General features: G+C 74.3%; 10 protein-coding genes. 7 read left to right on the plus strand and 3 right to left on the minus strand.

What is annotated here, in order from left to right; translation table 11 throughout:
* The first annotated feature begins 15 nt into the window (after window positions 1-15).
* From ACFY1T_RS15620 to ACFY1T_RS15630, 3 genes are all read left to right on the plus strand, one after another.
* Window positions 16-2,853 carry an ATP-binding protein gene (locus tag ACFY1T_RS15620; protein WP_390788582.1) on the plus strand — a complete coding sequence of 946 codons (2,838 nt, stop codon included), beginning with the start codon at window positions 16-18 and terminating at the stop codon, window positions 2,851-2,853.
* Window positions 2,854-2,887: 34 nt separating this feature from the next.
* Complete coding sequence (locus tag ACFY1T_RS15625; protein ID WP_390788583.1) at window positions 2,888-3,721, plus strand: maleylpyruvate isomerase N-terminal domain-containing protein; 834 nt, start codon at window positions 2,888-2,890, stop codon at window positions 3,719-3,721.
* A gap of 141 nt (window positions 3,722-3,862) precedes the next feature.
* Window positions 3,863-4,363: a hypothetical protein gene (locus ACFY1T_RS15630; RefSeq protein ID WP_030865043.1), complete on the plus strand. Its 501-nt coding sequence runs from the start codon at window positions 3,863-3,865 to the stop codon at window positions 4,361-4,363.
* Between the two features lie 32 nt (window positions 4,364-4,395).
* Here ACFY1T_RS15630 and kstD read toward each other — a convergent pair whose 3' ends face one another.
* The gene (gene kstD, locus ACFY1T_RS15635) at window positions 4,396-6,195 is read right to left on the minus strand and encodes a 3-oxosteroid 1-dehydrogenase (protein ID WP_390788584.1); all 1,800 of its coding nucleotides are present in this window, start codon (window positions 6,193-6,195) and stop codon (window positions 4,396-4,398) included.
* A gap of 204 nt (window positions 6,196-6,399) precedes the next feature.
* Window positions 6,400-7,524: an aminoglycoside phosphotransferase family protein gene (locus ACFY1T_RS15640; RefSeq protein WP_030865037.1), complete on the minus strand. Its 1,125-nt coding sequence runs from the start codon at window positions 7,522-7,524 to the stop codon at window positions 6,400-6,402.
* A 230-nt stretch (window positions 7,525-7,754) separates the two neighbouring features.
* On the opposite strand from ACFY1T_RS15640, the gene ACFY1T_RS15645 reads away from it, so the two are divergent.
* Entirely contained in the window at window positions 7,755-9,236 is a 1,482-nt protein-coding gene (locus ACFY1T_RS15645) for a hypothetical protein (protein WP_030865035.1), read from the plus strand.
* A 115-nt stretch (window positions 9,237-9,351) separates the two neighbouring features.
* Here the strand turns inward: ACFY1T_RS15645 and ACFY1T_RS15650 are convergent, their stop codons facing one another.
* Complete coding sequence (locus ACFY1T_RS15650; RefSeq protein WP_390788585.1) at window positions 9,352-10,812, minus strand: PP2C family protein-serine/threonine phosphatase; 1,461 nt, start codon at window positions 10,810-10,812, stop codon at window positions 9,352-9,354.
* Between the two features lie 518 nt (window positions 10,813-11,330).
* Between ACFY1T_RS15650 and ACFY1T_RS15655 the strand changes: the two genes are divergently transcribed.
* From ACFY1T_RS15655 to ACFY1T_RS15665, 3 genes are all read left to right on the plus strand, one after another.
* Window positions 11,331-13,562 (plus strand): molybdopterin cofactor-binding domain-containing protein, encoded by a 2,232-nt coding sequence (locus ACFY1T_RS15655; RefSeq protein WP_390788586.1) that lies wholly within the window; start codon window positions 11,331-11,333, stop codon window positions 13,560-13,562.
* Window positions 13,563-13,590: 28 nt separating this feature from the next.
* On the plus strand, window positions 13,591-14,046 hold the full coding sequence (locus tag ACFY1T_RS15660) for a (2Fe-2S)-binding protein (protein ID WP_384705596.1): 456 nt from the start codon (window positions 13,591-13,593) through the stop codon (window positions 14,044-14,046).
* A 187-nt stretch (window positions 14,047-14,233) separates the two neighbouring features.
* On the plus strand, window positions 14,234-15,742 hold the full coding sequence (locus ACFY1T_RS15665; protein ID WP_390788587.1) for a helix-turn-helix domain-containing protein: 1,509 nt from the start codon (window positions 14,234-14,236) through the stop codon (window positions 15,740-15,742).
* Window positions 15,743-15,785 lie beyond the last annotated feature (43 nt).

Consider the following 15,785-nt stretch of genomic DNA (forward strand, 5'->3'; position numbering starts at 1 on the left):
TGGGGGGTACCAGCCATGACGGAACGCCCGACCCGCAGACGGCGCAAACTGTTCGAACACGAGGCCGAACTCGCCACCGTGGACGAGGCCCTGGCACAGCTCGGCGGCACCGGCACCGGCACCGGCGCGGGCGGCACACTGCTCGCCTTCTCCGGACCCGCCGGCCTCGGCAAGACCACCCTCCTCGCCGAAGTGCGCCGCCGCGCCCTCGCCCGCGACTGCACCCTGCTGGCGGCCCGCGGCGGCGAGCAGGAGCAGAGCCAGCCCTTCCACGTCGCCCGCCAGCTCATCCAGCCCCACCTGGCGGGCCGCCCCGAGGAGGAACTGCGCGCCGCCCTCGGCAGCTGGTACTCCATCGTCGGCCCCGCGCTCGGCCTGTGCGCCCCCGAACAGGGCGCCCCGCCCGACCCCCAGGGCCTGCGCGACGGGCTCGACTGGGTCCTCACCCACCTCACCGTGCAGCGCGCCCCCGTCGCCCTCGTCCTCGACGACGCCCACTGGGCCGACCCCGAATCCCTGTCCTGGCTCGCCGCCTTCGCCCCGCGCGCCGAGCACCTCCCGCTGCTCCTCGTCGTCGCGTACCGCCCCGAGGAACTCCCGGCCCACGCCGACGCCTTCCGTACGCTGCCCGGCCGCGCCGGACACCGCCCGCTGGCCCTCGCACCGCTCACCGAGGGCGCCGTGTCCACCCTGGTCCGCGAGGCCGTCGGAGACCACGCCGACGACGCCTTCTGCCGGGAGGCCTGGGCCGTCACCACCGGCAACCCCTTCGAGGCGGTCGAGCTCACCGCCAAGGTCCGCGACAAGGGCCTCGACCCCACCTCGGTCAGCGCCCCGCTGCTGCGCGACCTCGCCGCCGCCCAGCGCGGCAGCGGCCTCGTCGCCCGCTTCGAGCGGCTCGGCCCGTCCACCGTCCGCTTCGGCTGGGCCTGCGCCGTCCTCGGCACCGCCATCCCGCAGGAACTCGCCGCCCGTGTCGCCGGGCTCGGCCCCGAGGAGGCCGCCGCGGCCACCGCACGGCTGCGGGAGGCCCGCATCCTGTCCGGAGCCGGTGAAGAGCCCGACGCGGGGCTGGAGTTCGTCCACCCGCTCATCGCCACCGCCCTCTACCGGTCCATCCCCGACGCCCTGCGGGTGGCCCTCCACGGACAGGCCGCCGTCGCCGTCGTCGACGCCGGACTCGGGTCCTCGGCCGCAGCCCGCCACCTGCTGGAGACCCACCCCGAGAACGACCCCTGGGTGGTACGGACCCTGCGCGCGGCCGCCGCCGAGAACCTGCGCGCCGGCGCGCCCGAGGCCGCCCGCCGCCAGCTCGCGCGCGCCCTGCGCGAGCCACCGGACTTCGACGAGCGGGCCGCCGTGCTGTACGAGCTCGGCTGCGCCTCCCTGCTCACCGAACCGGCCAACACCGTCAACCACCTGAGGGCCGCCCTCGCCGAGCCCTTCGACGACCCGGCCCTGCGCCAGGGCATCGTCATCCGGCTCGCCCAGGTCCTCGCCCACAGCGACCGCCTCGCCGACGCCTCCGAATCGCTCGCGCGGGAGATCCCGTACACCCGGGACGTCCGGGCCCGGCTGCGCCTGCAGTCCGAGCAGTTCATGTGGGACGCCTTCGACGCCGTCGAGCCCGACTCCCCGGCGCGCTCGCGCCGGCTGGCCCGGCTCGCCGACAGGCTGACCGGCCGCGACCTCACCGAGCGGTACGTCATCGGACTGCGCGCCTGGGACGCCTGCCTGCGCGGGGAGCCGGTCGACGTGGTCCTGCACCACGCCGTACGGGCCCTGGGCACGGAATTCAGCTGGGCGCACGAGGACCGCGGCTTCGAGGTGCCGGTGCTCACCGCCATGGTCCACATGTACGCGGACCGGCCCGGGCGGGCGGAGGAGCTGTTCGAGGCGGGCACCGCGGAGTTCGAGCGGCACGGCTGGCGCGGGGCCCACCTGTCGTTCGCGTACAGCCTGCGCGCGTACATCCGCTACCGGCGCGGGCGGCTCGCGGAGGCCGAGGAGCTGGCCCGGGCCGGGCTGCGGCTCGCCGAGCGGGTGGGGCGCGGCACGCCCGTGCACTGGTACGCGATCGCGATCCTCGCCACGACCCTGCTCGCGCGGGGACGGGTGGACGAGGCGTGGGAGCTGGCGCGGGAGCACGGGTTCGGGGAGTCCTTCCCGGCGGCGGTGGTCTTCCCGGACGCGCAGACCGTGTACGCGGAACTGCTGCTGGCCCGCGGCCGGGCGAAGGCGGCGGTGGCCGAACTGGAGGCCGTGGACCGCAGGCTCGGCCCCCGCGGGATCCGGAACCCGTCCTGGTGCCCCTGGCAGCTGCACCTGGCCCGGGCGGTGGCGGCGGAGGATCCCGGGCGGGCCCGCGACCTGGCCGAGGACGCGGTCCGCCGGGCCCGGGCCTTCGGGGCCCCCTCGGGCATCGGCCAGGCGCTGCGGGTCGCCGCGGAGGTGGCACCCCCCGAAGAGCGTCCGGCGCTGCTGACCGAAGCGGTGTCCCTGCTGTCCGAGTCGCCCGCGGGCTACGAGCTGGCGCTCGCCCTCGCCGCACTGGGCACCGAGCTCCGCGACACGGCCCTGCTGACCCGGGCGGCGGTGACCGCCCGCGAGTGCGGCGCCGACGGCCTGGAGCGCGGCGTGGCGGAGGCCCTGCTCGCGCTCGGCGGCGGACTGCCGTGCGCCGCGGCTCCCGAGGACGCCCTCACGGAGGAAGAGGCCGGGCTGGCGCGCCGGGCCGCCGAGGGCGATCCGGCGGCGTCCGGCCCGGGACTGTCGGCGGTCTGCCGCAAACTCGGCACGGACCGCACCGGTCTCCGCGAGGCGCTGGAGGTGTTCGCCCGCAGCCCAAGGTGATACGGCCGGCGGACGCGGGGGCAGGGTCAACCCCATGGACCACGCGACGAGGCTCTCCCATTTCCGCAGCGAGACGTCGGCCTTCGAGCAGGCCGTCCGGCGCGCGATCGACGACGCCGGCGACACCCCGGTCGCGCTGGTGCCGTCCTGCCCCGGATGGTCGGTCGCCGACCTGGTCGGGCACCTGGGCTCGGTGCACCGGTTCGTGGCGCACATCCTGCGCGACCGCCTCCCACAGGCCCCCGACCACACCGATCCCACGATCTTCGGGATCCCGCAGGACCCCGCGGTACGGGCTGCCTGGCCGAAGCCGGAGGGCGGACCGTACCGGGGGCCGGTGCCGCAGGAGCTGACGGCGTGGTTCGCGCAGGGCGCGCGGCGGCTGGAAGCCCTCTTCGGGGAGCTCGGCCCGGACGTGCCGGTGTGGACGTGGTCGGTGGATCCCGCGGACCGCACCAGCGGCTTCTGGCTGCGCATGCAGACCATCGAGCTGGCCGTGCACCGGTGGGACGCCCAGTCCGCGACCGGGACGCCGGAGCCGGTCGACGCGGCGGTCGCGGCGGACGCGGTCCCGCAGACCTTCGAGACGATGGCCCCGTTCCGGCGGGCCGCCGCCGGAGCCCCGGCCGGGGCGGGCGAGCGCTACCGCTTCCGGCGGACGGACGGCCCCGGGTCCTGGACCGTCACGTTCGCCGGGGACCGGGTCCTGGTGGAGCGGGGGGCCGCCGGCCCGGTGGACGTGGAGGCCGCGGGCACGGCGTCGGACCTGATGCTGTTCCTCTGGCGGCGCATCCCGGCGTCCGCCCTGCGGGTCACCGGCGACGCGCAGCTGCTGCCCCACTACTTCACCCTGGTCCCGCCGCTCTGACCGCCGCCCGGCCCCGCGGCGCGGTCCGGGCGGCCGGTCCCGCGCCCCGGTCCGGACCGCGCGGCAGGGCGGTTCGGCCGAGGGGGCGGGTGCGGTGGGGCCCGGGGCCGGAAATGCGGGGCGGGCACGTACCATGGCGGCATGTCCTTCCTCCGCCGCAACCGCGCCGCCACACCCGCCGGCCCGGACTTCGACGTCCTGGCCATGGACCCGGGGGACTGGCCGGGCAATCTCGGGGCCGGGCTGCTGCCCGCGCCCGACGGCAGCTGCCAGGGCGTCTTTCTCCGCTACGACCTGTTCGGCGGACGCGGCCCCGCAATGATCATCGGCAACCTCCCCGAGGGGTCCCCGGCCCGGGAGATCACCGACGGCCAGGTCCCCTTCGAGGTGGCCCAGCTCCTCGACGCCCTCGAGAACGACGAGGACGTCGAGGTCACCGGCATCGAGGACTGCCCCGTGATGCAGGGCGACAACCTCCTCATCGTCCGCAAGGTCAAGCTCTCCGAGGGCCGGATCAGCTGCGTGCAGTTCGACCGCAGTGACAACGTGCTGGTCACCATCGCCAGCTGGGACCGGCCCATCACCGACGACCTGTACGCCCTCCTCAAGCCGCTCCCCGCCGAACTCTTCCAGCAGGGCTGAGGCCCCGGGGGTCTGACCGGGAACACACCCCCCTAGGGGGTGGCCGTGTCCGCGATGTCGTTCGCCGCCACGTAGCCGAACGTCATCGCGGGGCCGATCGTCGATCCCGCCCCCGCGTAGCTGTGGCCCATCACCGCCGCGCTCGCGTTGCCCGCCGCCCACAGGCCCCGGATCACCGAGCCGTCGGGGCGCAGCGCGCGGGCCCGCGCGTCCGTGACGATGCCGCCCTTCGTGCCCAGATCGCCCGGCACGATCTTGAAGGCGTAGAACGGCGGAGCCCAGATCGGGGCCAGGCACGAGTTCGGCTGCACGGCCGGGTCCGTGTAGTAGTGGTCGTACGCCGTGTCCCCCCGGTGGAAATCGGGGTCGGTGCCGTTCCACGCCTGGGCGTTGAACCGGTTCAGGGTCGCCCGCAGCGCCCCCGCCGGGACCCCGATCTGGCCCGCCAGCGCGTCCCAGGTCCACGCCTTCTTCGCCGCACCCGCCTCGTACCAGGAGTCCGGGAAGACGATCGTCGGCAGGATGTCCTTGAACAGGTACTTGTTGCGGTAGTTCTGGTCCACGATCAGCCAGGCCGGGATGTGCGACCCCGTCGCCCCCCGGTCCTTCTCGTACATCACGTGCACCACGTCGCTGTACGGGGCCGCCTCGTTGACGAACCGCGCACCCGCCCGGTTCACGATCAGCCCGCCGGGCAGCGTGCGCTCGGCCAGGCAGAAGTACGGCTCCCCGGGCAGCGGGATCGACGGCCCCCACCAGGCGTCCTCCATCAGCGCCAGGGCCGCCCCGGCCCGCTGCCCCGCCCGGATCCCGTCGCCGGTGTTCTCCTTGGCGCCGACCGACCACTGGGTGCCGATCGGCTGCTGCTGGTACTGCGCCCGCATCTGTGCGTTGTGCTCGAAGCCGCCCGAGCCGACGACCACGCCCCTGCGGGCCCGTACGACACCCCGTACGCCCTCCTTCTCCACCACCACCCCGGTGACGGCGCCGCCCTCCTGCACCAGGTCGACCAGCGGGCTGTTCAACCACACCGGCACGCCCGCCTGCAACAGCCCCGCCCGCAGCCCGGCCGCCAGCGCCTGGCCCATCGTCAGCGGCTTCTGCCCGCACAGCGCGGCCTTGGTCCCGCGCGCCAGGCACTCCGCGGACACCGCGAGGCCCTTGGCGCTCACGGCCGCCAGGTTCAGCCACTTGTAGTCCTGGCTGAACACCACCATCCCGGCCGGCACCGGCATGTACGCCGGGTTCAGCCGCGCCAGTTCGGCGCCGAGGAGATGGCCGTCGATCTGGTCGGGCTCGATGGACCGGCCGTTCGGCATCCCGCCCGGCAGGTTCGGGTAGTAGTCGCTGTACCCGTCCATGTACCGGAAGCGCAGCGGGCTGTTGGCCATCACGAAGTCCAGCATCCGGGGACCGTTGGCGAGGAAGGCGGCCTGCCGGTCCGCCGGCGAGCCGTCGCCGACGACCGCCGCCAGGTACGCGGCCGCCTTCTGCGGGGTGTCCGGCACCCCCGCCGCCAGGATCACCGAGTTGTTCGGCAGCCAGATCCCGGCCCCCGAGCGCGCGGCCGAACCGCCGAACGTGGGCGCCTTCTCCACCACCAGCACGCTCAGGCCCCGTTGGGCGGCGGTGAGCGCGGCGGTCATCCCGGACGCTCCGGAGCCGACCACGACCACGTCGTACTCGCCGAGCGGGAGGCCGTCACCGGACGCGGCGGCCCGCGCGAGGGGCCCGGGCAGGGCGGCCGCGGCGAGCACCCCCGCCCCGGCCCCGGCGAGGACCGTCCGACGGGAAGGAGGGGTGGGACATGCGGACTCGACTCTTGCGGACATGGGCGGGCTCCAGCGGAGTGGGAAGACGGCGACGGTCGGCGGCTCCAGCAATTCTGATGCTGAGTCAGAAAAGGTGTTCGGGGGATCATGTGATGTCAAGGCATGCGCAGGGGTGCCGAGACCGCCCGGAACGCACGAAATCCCGTGGTACGCACACCAGGTGCGTACGGCACGGGATTTTCGTACGGGGTCGGGCCGCCGGGGTCAGCGGGTTCCGACCGCCGCGCGGACCGCCCTGCGGGCCATGCCGCAGTCGTCGTGCAGACGGCGCAGCAGCAGCCGCTGCTCCTCGCCGGAGGACAGGGAGCCGACCGGCAGCGGGTGGCTCGGGGCGGTCGCCAGCATGGAGCGCTGGACCGCCGTCTCGCACATCCGGATCTCCCGCGTCAGCACCAGCATCAGGTTGACCAGGAACGCGTCCCGCGAGGCCGGACCGGCCGACTGGGCGAGCCGGCTGATCTGGCTGCGGGCGGCCGGGGCGTCGCCCAGCACCGTCCACAGCGTGGCGAGGTCGTAGCCGGGCAGGTACCAGCCCGCGTGCTCCCAGTCGAGCAGCACCGGCCCCGCCGGGGACAGCAGCAGGTTCGACAGGAGCGCGTCACCGTGGTTGAACTGCCGCTGGACGCCCGCCAGCTTCAGCCCGCACAGCAGCTTCTGCAGATCGCCCAGATCGCGGTCGGTCAGCAGTCCCAGCTCGTGGTAACGCGCCACGCGCTGGCCGTAGTTCAGCGGGTCGCCGAAGAGATCGGTCGGCGGACGCCACTGGTTCACCCGGCACACCGCGCCCAGCGCGGCCCGTACGTCGGCCCGCGGCGGGGCCTCGACGGGGTGCCTCTGCAAAGCCGCGACCCGGCCCGCCATCCGTTCGACCACCAGCGTGCAGTTCTCGGGATCCGCGGCGATCAGCCGCGGCACCCGGACCGGCGGGCGGTGCCGGACGAACGCCCGGTACGTCGCTATTTCGTGCCGGTACCGCTCGCGCCATTCCGGCGAGTGGTCCAGTAAAACCTTGGCGACCGCGGTCATCCGGCCTGTCGTCCCGACCAGCAGGACCGACCGGCCGCTGCGCCGCAGCACCTGCACCGGCGCGAACTCCGGACAGATCCGCTGCACCGAGGCCAGCGCCGTGCGCAGTTGCGCACCCTGCGGCCCCGAGAGGTCGATTCTTCCGCTGAGCGGCTGCGATCCGGCACCCGGCATCCGCCGCGCCCGTACGGCGCCCTGCGCCGGTGCCGCCTGGCGGCCGGGATCGAGGTAGGGGCCGCCGCCCGCCTGGAGCGTGCGGTGCGGCCGGACCGGGGCGGACACGGAGGACGTTGCTGCGTACATGGCGTTACGGATCCCTTCGTGCGCCGACGAGTTGCGTACGCCACCCCGCCGGTCCCGTACTTCACCCTGGGGAGTTCCGCCCGGAGACCGGGTCGGGGAGGCGCATTCCTACCTGACACCCGGCCGTGGGTGGCGGACCACGAAGCGTGCCCTGGCGAAGCCTGGCGAATATGCACGGGGCCTCTGGCGGCGGGCTAATGTCAAATCAGCCGAGAACCTGGGGGCTTGACGTGAGCAAAGGACCAAACACCCGCTTGAACGACTTGTTCGGCCTGGCCGGCTGGTCGAAGGGTGAGCTGGCGAGGATGGTCAACCGGCAGGCGGCGGCCATGGGCCACCACCAGCTGGCCACCGACACCTCGCGGGTGCGGCGCTGGATCGACATGGGGGAGACCCCGCGCGAACCGGTTCCGACCGTACTGGCAGCCCTGTTCACCGAGCGGCTCGGTCGTGTCGTGACCATCGAGGACCTCGGGTTCGTACGGCAGCGGCGCACCACCAAACGGCAGCCGGACGGGGTGAAGCAGAACCCCGACGGGATGCCCTGGGCGCCCGAACGCACAGCCGCGGTCCTCACCGAATTCACGGGAATGGACCTCATGCTCAACCGACGCGGTCTGATGGGCGCGGGTGTCGCGCTCACCGCAGGATCCACCCTCACCCACGCCATGAACGACTGGCTCCACACCGATCCCACCCCCGCCAAGGCCCCGCAGAACTTCGGCGACTCCTACCAGGCAGACCCGATCGGCTACGACCGCTACGAAGCCGCCCCCATCGGCTCCCAGGAGATCGAGGCGCTGGAACGCTCCGTGGAGGTCTTCCGCGCCTGGGACGCCTCCCGCGGGGGCGGCCTGCAGCGCAAGGCCGTGGTCGGGCAGCTCAACGAGGTCGGCGGCATGCTCGCGTACCACCACCCCGACCACCTCCAGCGGCGGCTGTGGGGGGTGGCGGCCAACCTGGCGGTGCTTGCGGGCTGGATGTCCCACGACGTGGGCCTCGAACCCACCGCGCAGAAGTACTTCGTCATCGCGGCGCACGCCGCCCGCGAGGGCGGGGACCGGCCGCGGGCCGGCGAAGCGCTCTCCCGGGCCGCGCGCCAGATGGTTCACCTGGGCAAACCCCACGAGGCCCTGGACCTGATGAAGCTGGCCCAGTCCGGCTCCGGCGAGCAGACCCTGCCCCGGACCCGCGCCATGCTGCACACCATCGAAGCCTGGGCGCAGGCCGCGATGGGCAAGGGCCAGGCCATGCGCCGCACCCTCGGCGAGGCCGAGGACCTGTTCGTCTCGGACAAGGGCGACGTCCCCCCGCCGTCGTGGATGCAGAACTTCGACGAGGCGGACCTGCACGGCATGCAGGCCCTGGCGTTCCGCACCCTCGCCGACCACGACCCCTCGGTCGCTCCGATCGCCCAGCGGCACGCCCGGGAGGCACTGCGGCTGCGCTCCGGAGGCCACCAGCGCTCGCAGATCTTCGACTACATCTCGATGGCCTCGGCCTGCTTCATCGCCGACGACCCCGAGCAGGCAGACCGCTACGCCCGGCTCGCGCTGGTCTCGATGAACGAGACCTCCTCACACCGGACCTGGGACCGGCTGCGCGAGATGTACCGGCTGACCGGGCAGTACGCCGGGTACGCACGGATCGAGGACCTCCGCGCGGAGATCGAGCTGGCCCTGCCGAACAGCCCGACGCAGCGCACCGTCTAGCGGTGCCACGGGTACAGCGCGCACACGCGTGCACCGGCATCCGTACGGAGAAGAGATACGGAGAAGGGAAAGGCCGCGCCGTGCGGCGCGGCCCTGGAAAGTCGGTGCCCGGCCGTCAGCCGCCGACCCTGGCGACCAAGACGCAGGCGTCGTCCTCGCGTTCACCCGCACCGAACTCCTCGACCACCATCCGCACGCAGTCCCGCGCCGATCGCGCGCCCGTGAACCGCGGCGCGAGGGACAGCAGCCGCTCGGCGCCGTCCGCCCGGCCGAACTCGATGCTGTGCGGCGTCAGTCCGTCCGTGTGCAGGACGAGCACGTCGCCCGGTTCCAGTCGTTCCTCGGCCTGCCCGTACGCCGCCCCGGAGGTCGCGCCCAGCAGAACGCCCTCCGGTGGCTGCAGGGCGTGGCCGGAGCCGCCGCGGAACAGCAGCGGGGCCGGGTGACCGGCCTGCGCCCAGGACAGCACACGGCGCGCGGGATCGTAGCGGCAGCACACGGCCGAGCCGAGGGCCGGCTGCGCCGAGGCCTCCAGGAGCTGGTTGAGCCAGCCCATCAGCGGGCCCGGCTCGATGCCGGCCATCGCCATGCCGCGCAGGGCGCCGAGCATCATCGCCATCCCGGAGGTGGCCGTCACCCCGTGACCGGTCAGGTCGCCCACGGTCAGCAGGGAGCGGCCGTCGGGCAGTTCGAGCGCGTCGTACCAGTCCCCGCCGACCAGGGCGCCGGTCGCGGCCGGCAGGTAGTGCGCGGCGACGTCGAGCGCGCCGGTGGTGTGGTGCGGGAGCCGCAGGGAGCCGTGCCACGGGGGGAGCACGGCTTCCTGCAGCTCGACCGCCAGCCGGTGCTCGGTCTGCGCGATCTCCCGCCGGCGCTGCAGCGAGTCACGGGACTCGCGTACGGCGCGCTGGCTTCGGCGCAGCTCACTCACGTCCCGGAGCACGGCCCACATGGAGGCCGTGCAGCCGTCGGAGTCGAGCACCGGCTCGCCTCGCATGTGCAGCGTCCGGACGCGGCCGTCGGCCCGGACGATGCGGAACTCGCCGTCGATCGGCTTTCCGTCGACCAGACAGGCCGTCACCATCGAGGTGAGCAGCGGCTGGTCGTCGGAGAAGAGCGTGGAGCCGAGTTCGTCGAGGGGGAGCGGACCCGCCTCGGGCGAGCGGCCGAAGATCTGGAACAGCTCCTCGGACCAGTTGACTTCGTCGGTGAGCAGGTTCCACTCGGCGCTGCCCACGCGGGTCTGCTGTGCCTCGGGTCCGGCCGCGTCGTACCCCGCCGCGTGCTCGCAGAGCCCGTCGGGTCCATCGGTCCCGTGAGGCCCGTCGAGTTCCGGGGCGGCCGGCAGGCCCTCCTTGAGCTGGCCCAAGTGTTCGCCCAGGTCGTCGAGCTGGTGCACGGCGAGGTCGCACAGCGCGCGCTGCCAGCGGCCCTGCGCGTCGTCGTCGTCGACCACCGTGTCGCGGCGCACCGCGTCCACCTCGCCGCGGAGCCGTCGGGTCTGCGAGATCAGCGCGTCCACCGACCCCGGCTCGGGCGGCTGCGCGGGATGGTCCGCGAAGAGGTGGGACGGCATGAGAACTCCGATACAGGCGGCGCGGTACGGCCATGTCTGAAGGAAGGACCGATTACGACTGTTGCACAGGCGGCGATGGGCCGTAAGGCGTTTGGCAACATCCGGAAAGGCCTTGCTTCGGGCATATGCCAAGGGCCTCCCGGCCCCCTCCTCCGCCTGTACGAACGTTTCCGGTCACCCCTTCCGGGGGTCGTCGGCGGCCCCCGGATGCCCGACGTGACGTCGGCGCCCACGACGGCCCCTTCTCCCGCCGTCCTCCGCGGCCGGAAACCGGCCCCGCCGAGGGTGCGGATCGATCGTACGGGCGAGGCGTGCGAACCCTTCGGGCCGCGGAACGCGTACGGGACCCGGGCCGGCACCCCCGCGGGGGACCCCCCGAACGAAGGACCCCGTCCCTTCGCGACCCGGACGACACCCCGCTTCCCAGCTCATCGCATGATCGCTACGCTACGTGCCGGTAACGAGCCGCGGAGGGTCCGTGCAGCACGCGGATCCGTGCAGGGTTGGGGACACAGGACATGACCGGGCAGAGCCCCCAGACGGCCGGGCGGAGCCGTCGCTCCTTCCTCACGTACCTCGTCGCGGCGCCGACGCTCGCCCTCGTCACCCGGGCCGGGGCCGACGCCCTCGCCCCGCAGCCCGCCGGCGCCGTGGTCCCGAGCCTGCCCGCCCCGGCCGATCTGGTGGACCTCGGCGACCTGTTCATCCTGGCCGGCGCGCCCACCTCCGCCCTGCTGGCGCTCTCCGTGGAGGCCGACGGGAGCATCCGCTTCCGGCTGCCCCGCGAGGAGGTCGGCCAGGGCCTCACCACCGCCGTCGCCATGCTCGTCGCGGAGGAGCTCGACGCGCCGCTGGCCGCCGTCCGCGTGGAACTGGACGACGCGCGGCCGGAGCTGCTGTTCAACCAGCTCACCGGGAGTTCCAACTCCATCCGCTCCCTCTACGGGCCGGTCCGGCAGACCGCCGCCACCGCCCGGGCCCGCCTCGTCGCCGCGGCCGCCCGCGGCTGGAACCTCTCCGCCTCCGCGCTGACCACCGCGAACGGCGTCGTACGAGCCCCCGACGGCCGCAGCGCCGCGTACGGCAGCCTCGCCGCGGCCGCCGCCGACCCCGCCCTGACCGTCCTCGGCGCCACCCCGAAGAAGGCGGCGAAGCACTCCCTGGTCGGCAAGCCCACCGGCCGGATCGACGCCCGCGCCATGGTGACCGGTGCCCAGCGGTACACCCTCGACCTCGACGTGCCCGGCGCCAAGCCCTGCGTGGTGCGCCGCCCGCCCAGCCTCGGCGGCAGCGTCAAGGGCGTCGCCAACCTCGCCGCGGTCCGGGCCATGCCCGGCGTACTGCACGTGGTCACCGTCCCGACCGGGGTCGCCGTCGTCGCCGAGACCTTCGGCCAGGCCCTCGACGCCAAGGCCGCCCTCCAGGTCACCTGGGGCCCCGGCCCCGCCGACCAGCTCTCCGACGAGCAGATCAGGGCCAAGCTCCGCGCCGCCACCCCGCCGCTGCTGGTACCGCCGCTGCTCACCCCGTACGTGGACGCGGAGTTCGACTTCGCCTTCGTCAGCCACGCGCCCATGGAGACCAACTCCGCCGTGGCCGACGTACGCGAGGACCGCGCCGAGATCTGGTCCGGGCTCAAGTCCCCGATCGTGGCGCGCGAGACCATCGCCGCCGACCTCGGCCTGCCGCTCGACAAGGTGACCGTGCACGTGGTCCAGGCCGGCGGCTCCTTCGGGCGGCGGCTCTTCTTCGACGCCGCGCTGGAGGCCGCCCGGGTGTCGAAGGCCTGCCGCCGCCCCGTCCGGCTGATGTGGACCCGCGTCGACGACACCCGGCACGGCCGGATGCGCCCGGCCACGCACCACAAGATCCGCGCCACCCATCTGCTCGGCGAGGTGCTCTCGTTCGAGCACCGAGTGGCCGCCGCCGAGACCGACTTCCGGCACGGGCTCGGCGAGATCATCACGGCCACCGCCGCCAGCCTGCCGCTCGGCATCGGCAACGCCACCCTCGCGCAGACCCTGTTCCACACGACGATCAAGTCCCCCTACCACTTCGGGCTCACCACCCACGGGCTCAGCGAGGTGCCCACCGGCATCCCGACGGGGTCCTGGCGCTCGGTGTACTCCGCCAACACCCGGGGCGCCGAGGAGATCGTGGTCGACGAACTCGCCGCGCGGACCGGCAAGGACCCGTACCGCTTCCGGCGCACCTTCCTGAAGACCGACGCCCAGCGCGCCGTGCTGGACAGGGCGGCGACGGAGGGGGAGTGGGGGCGCCCGATGCCGGCGGGCTGCGCGCAGGGCATCGCCTTCCACGAGGAGTACAAGTCCCGTACGGCCTGCCTGGTCGAGATCGACGCCCGCGACCCGGAGCACGTCCGCGTCACCAAGGCCGTCATCGCGGTGGACGTGGGCCTGCCCGTCAACCCGCGCGGACTGGAGGCCCAGATGATCGGCGGCCTCACCGACGCGATCTCCACCACCCTGAAGGCCGGGCTGCACCTGGACAAGGGGCTGCCGCTGGAGGGCAGTTACAGCCAGTTCCACTGGGCGCGCCAGCGCGACACCCCGCAGGACGTACGGGTCTTCGTACTGCCGGCGACGGGGGAGGAGCCCGGCGGCGCCGGCGAGCTCGGCGTACCCGCCGCGGTGGGCGCGATCGCCAACGCCTGGGCCCGGGCCACCGGCGACAAGCCGCGCAGCTTCCCCCTCGACTTCGACGTCGACTTCACCCCGTACCCCCGCTAGCCGGTAGCCCAGTTCAGGAGAGTCCGCCGTGCCCTCGCACACCTTCACCGTCAACGGGCGGAGCGTCACCGTGGACGCGCCCGACGATCTGCCCCTGCTGTGGGTGCTCCGCGACATGCTGGGCGTCCGCGGCCCCAAGTACGGCTGCGGCGTGGACGTCTGCAAGGCCTGCACCAGCCATCTCGACGGGGTGGACGTCCGCCCGTGCGTGGTGCCCGTCTCCGCCTGCGCCGGCAAGACGGTGACCACCATCGAGGGGCTGGCGGACGGGGACGTACTGCACCCCGTGCAGGAGGCCTGGCTCGAACAGGACGTCGCCCAGTGCGGTTTCTGCCAGCCGGGGCAGATCATGGCGGCCGTCGCGCTGCTCAAGCGCACCAGCACGCCCACGGACGAGGACATCGACGCGATCGCCAACATCTGCCGCTGCGGCACCTACTTCCGCATCCGGGAGGCCATCCGCAGCGCGGCCGCCCGGATGTGAGCGCCGCGGACCCGAGCGCGCGAGGGGCCCCGGGGACTCCCCCGTCGATCCCGGGGCCCGACCGCTGGAGTCGAACCTAGGCGGTCGGCGGCGGATCCGCAGGGTCCGCCCTGCACAGTGACCGGGTGGTACGGGTACCGGCGGGCACAGTGACCGTCCGGGCGGACCGGACCGAAGGGAGCACCCCATGTCGCACCTCCCCCTCGCGCGCACGCCCGCGCAGCGCTCCCGCGAGCGCTCCGAGGACATCCTCACGGTGCACCGGATCGCCCACTCCGGCGGTTCGGCCGCCGTGTTGGAGTGGCTCGCCGCGCGACTGGGCGGCTGGACCGGTGTGGTGGAGGACGCCGACGCGGGCGCGGCTCCCGAGCTCGCCGTCCGCGGGGCCGCGGAGCTGCGGGCCCGCGGCGTGCGCTCGGCCGTCCTGCACGGCGAGCGCACGGCCGCACTGCTGTTCGCGCTGGACGGGGGCCGCGCGCTGGCCTCCCTGGTCGACCTCCCGCACCACCCGCAGGCGCCCGCGCTGCTCGCGGACTCCGCCGCCGTGCTGGCCCTCGTCCTGCGCGCCGAGGAGGCCGAGCGGCGCGAGGAGAGGGTCCGGATCGCCGAAGCGCGGGCCCGTGAGGCCGTCCTGCACCTGCTGATGAACGGCCGGCTCTCCACCGCCCACCAGGTCGCCGAGGCGCTCGGCCCCCCGCTGCCCGATCCGCTGCGGATGTACGTCGTCGAATGCCGGCCCGGGCAGCGGGGCGAGGTGGCCCGGCGCTGCGAGGAGCTGACGGGCGGCCGGGCCTGGACCGTGCGCTGCCCCGTGTACGTACGCCACCTCATCGCTCTGGTCCCGGCCGCCCTCGTGGCGCCCTCCGCCGGGCCCGACCCGCTGGCCGAGGCGCTGGCGGCCGTGGCCCGGGACTGCGTGGTCGGGGCCAGCGGGCACCTGCGGCTGCGCGAGGCCCCGGCCGCGTACACCCAGGCCTTCCACGCCCTGGCCGTGGCCCGCGGCCGCGCCGGGCGGCACGCCCGCTTCGGCCCCGGGCCCGAGCCGGAGCTGGCCGCCCACGCGGCCGGCGGCAGCTGGGCCCGGGCGCTGCTCGCGCCCCTGCACACGTACGAGCCCCGGCGCCCCCAGGACCCCGGCGCGCAGGAACTGCGGGCCACCGCCCACGCGTGGCTGAACTTCGGCCCGCACGCGACGCGGTTGCTGAAGATCCACCGCAACACCCTGGCCATGCGGCTGCGCCTGATCGAGTCGGTGCTCGGCACGGACCTCGCGCGGCTGCCCGCGCAGGCGGAGCTCTCGTTCGCGCTGCGGCTGACCCCGGGCGGGCCGGGCGTGCCGGGCGGTTCCCCGGACGCACCCCCGGGCGCCGGGGCCGCAGCCGCCCCCGCCGATCTGGACGGCGTACTGCGCCACCCCGACCTGGCGGCCTGGGCCCGCGCGCATCTGGCGCCGCTGACCGGGCACGAGGCCCCGCCCGGCGCCCGCGAGACCGTACGGGCCTGGCTGCGGCACGACGCGCACCTGGTCCCGGCGGCGGCCGCGCTCGGCATCTCCGTGCCGGGCGCGCGCAAACGGCTGACCCGGATCGAGGCCCTGTTGGAGCGCTCGCTGCTCCAGTCGCCGAGCGCCCGCCACGACCTGTGGCTGGCCCACCGGGCCGAGGAACTGGCCGGGCTCGCCGGGCCCGAGGCATGACACAGTCCCGATAAGGGACAAACTGCATGAAACATGGACGATC

It is taken from the genome of Streptomyces sp. NPDC001194, assembly GCF_042896985.1.
GTDB lineage: Bacteria > Actinomycetota > Actinomycetes > Streptomycetales > Streptomycetaceae > Streptomyces.

What these genes read in the sequence shown, in the direction of transcription:
- ACFY1T_RS15620 (WP_390788582.1), top strand. Translation starts at nt 16, where the DNA reads ATGACGGAACGCCCGACCCGCAGACGGCGCAAACTGTTCGAACACGAG.
- ACFY1T_RS15625 (WP_390788583.1), top strand. Translation starts at nt 2,888, where the DNA reads ATGGACCACGCGACGAGGCTCTCCCATTTCCGCAGCGAGACGTCGGCC.
- ACFY1T_RS15630 (WP_030865043.1), top strand. Translation starts at nt 3,863, where the DNA reads ATGTCCTTCCTCCGCCGCAACCGCGCCGCCACACCCGCCGGCCCGGAC.
- kstD (WP_390788584.1), bottom strand. Translation starts at nt 6,195, where the DNA reads ATGTCCGCAAGAGTCGAGTCCGCATGTCCCACCCCTCCTTCCCGTCGG.
- ACFY1T_RS15640 (WP_030865037.1), bottom strand. Translation starts at nt 7,524, where the DNA reads ATGTACGCAGCAACGTCCTCCGTGTCCGCCCCGGTCCGGCCGCACCGC.
- ACFY1T_RS15650 (WP_390788585.1), bottom strand. Translation starts at nt 10,812, where the DNA reads ATGCCGTCCCACCTCTTCGCGGACCATCCCGCGCAGCCGCCCGAGCCG.
- ACFY1T_RS15655 (WP_390788586.1), top strand. Translation starts at nt 11,331, where the DNA reads ATGACCGGGCAGAGCCCCCAGACGGCCGGGCGGAGCCGTCGCTCCTTC.
- ACFY1T_RS15665 (WP_390788587.1), top strand. Translation starts at nt 14,234, where the DNA reads ATGTCGCACCTCCCCCTCGCGCGCACGCCCGCGCAGCGCTCCCGCGAG.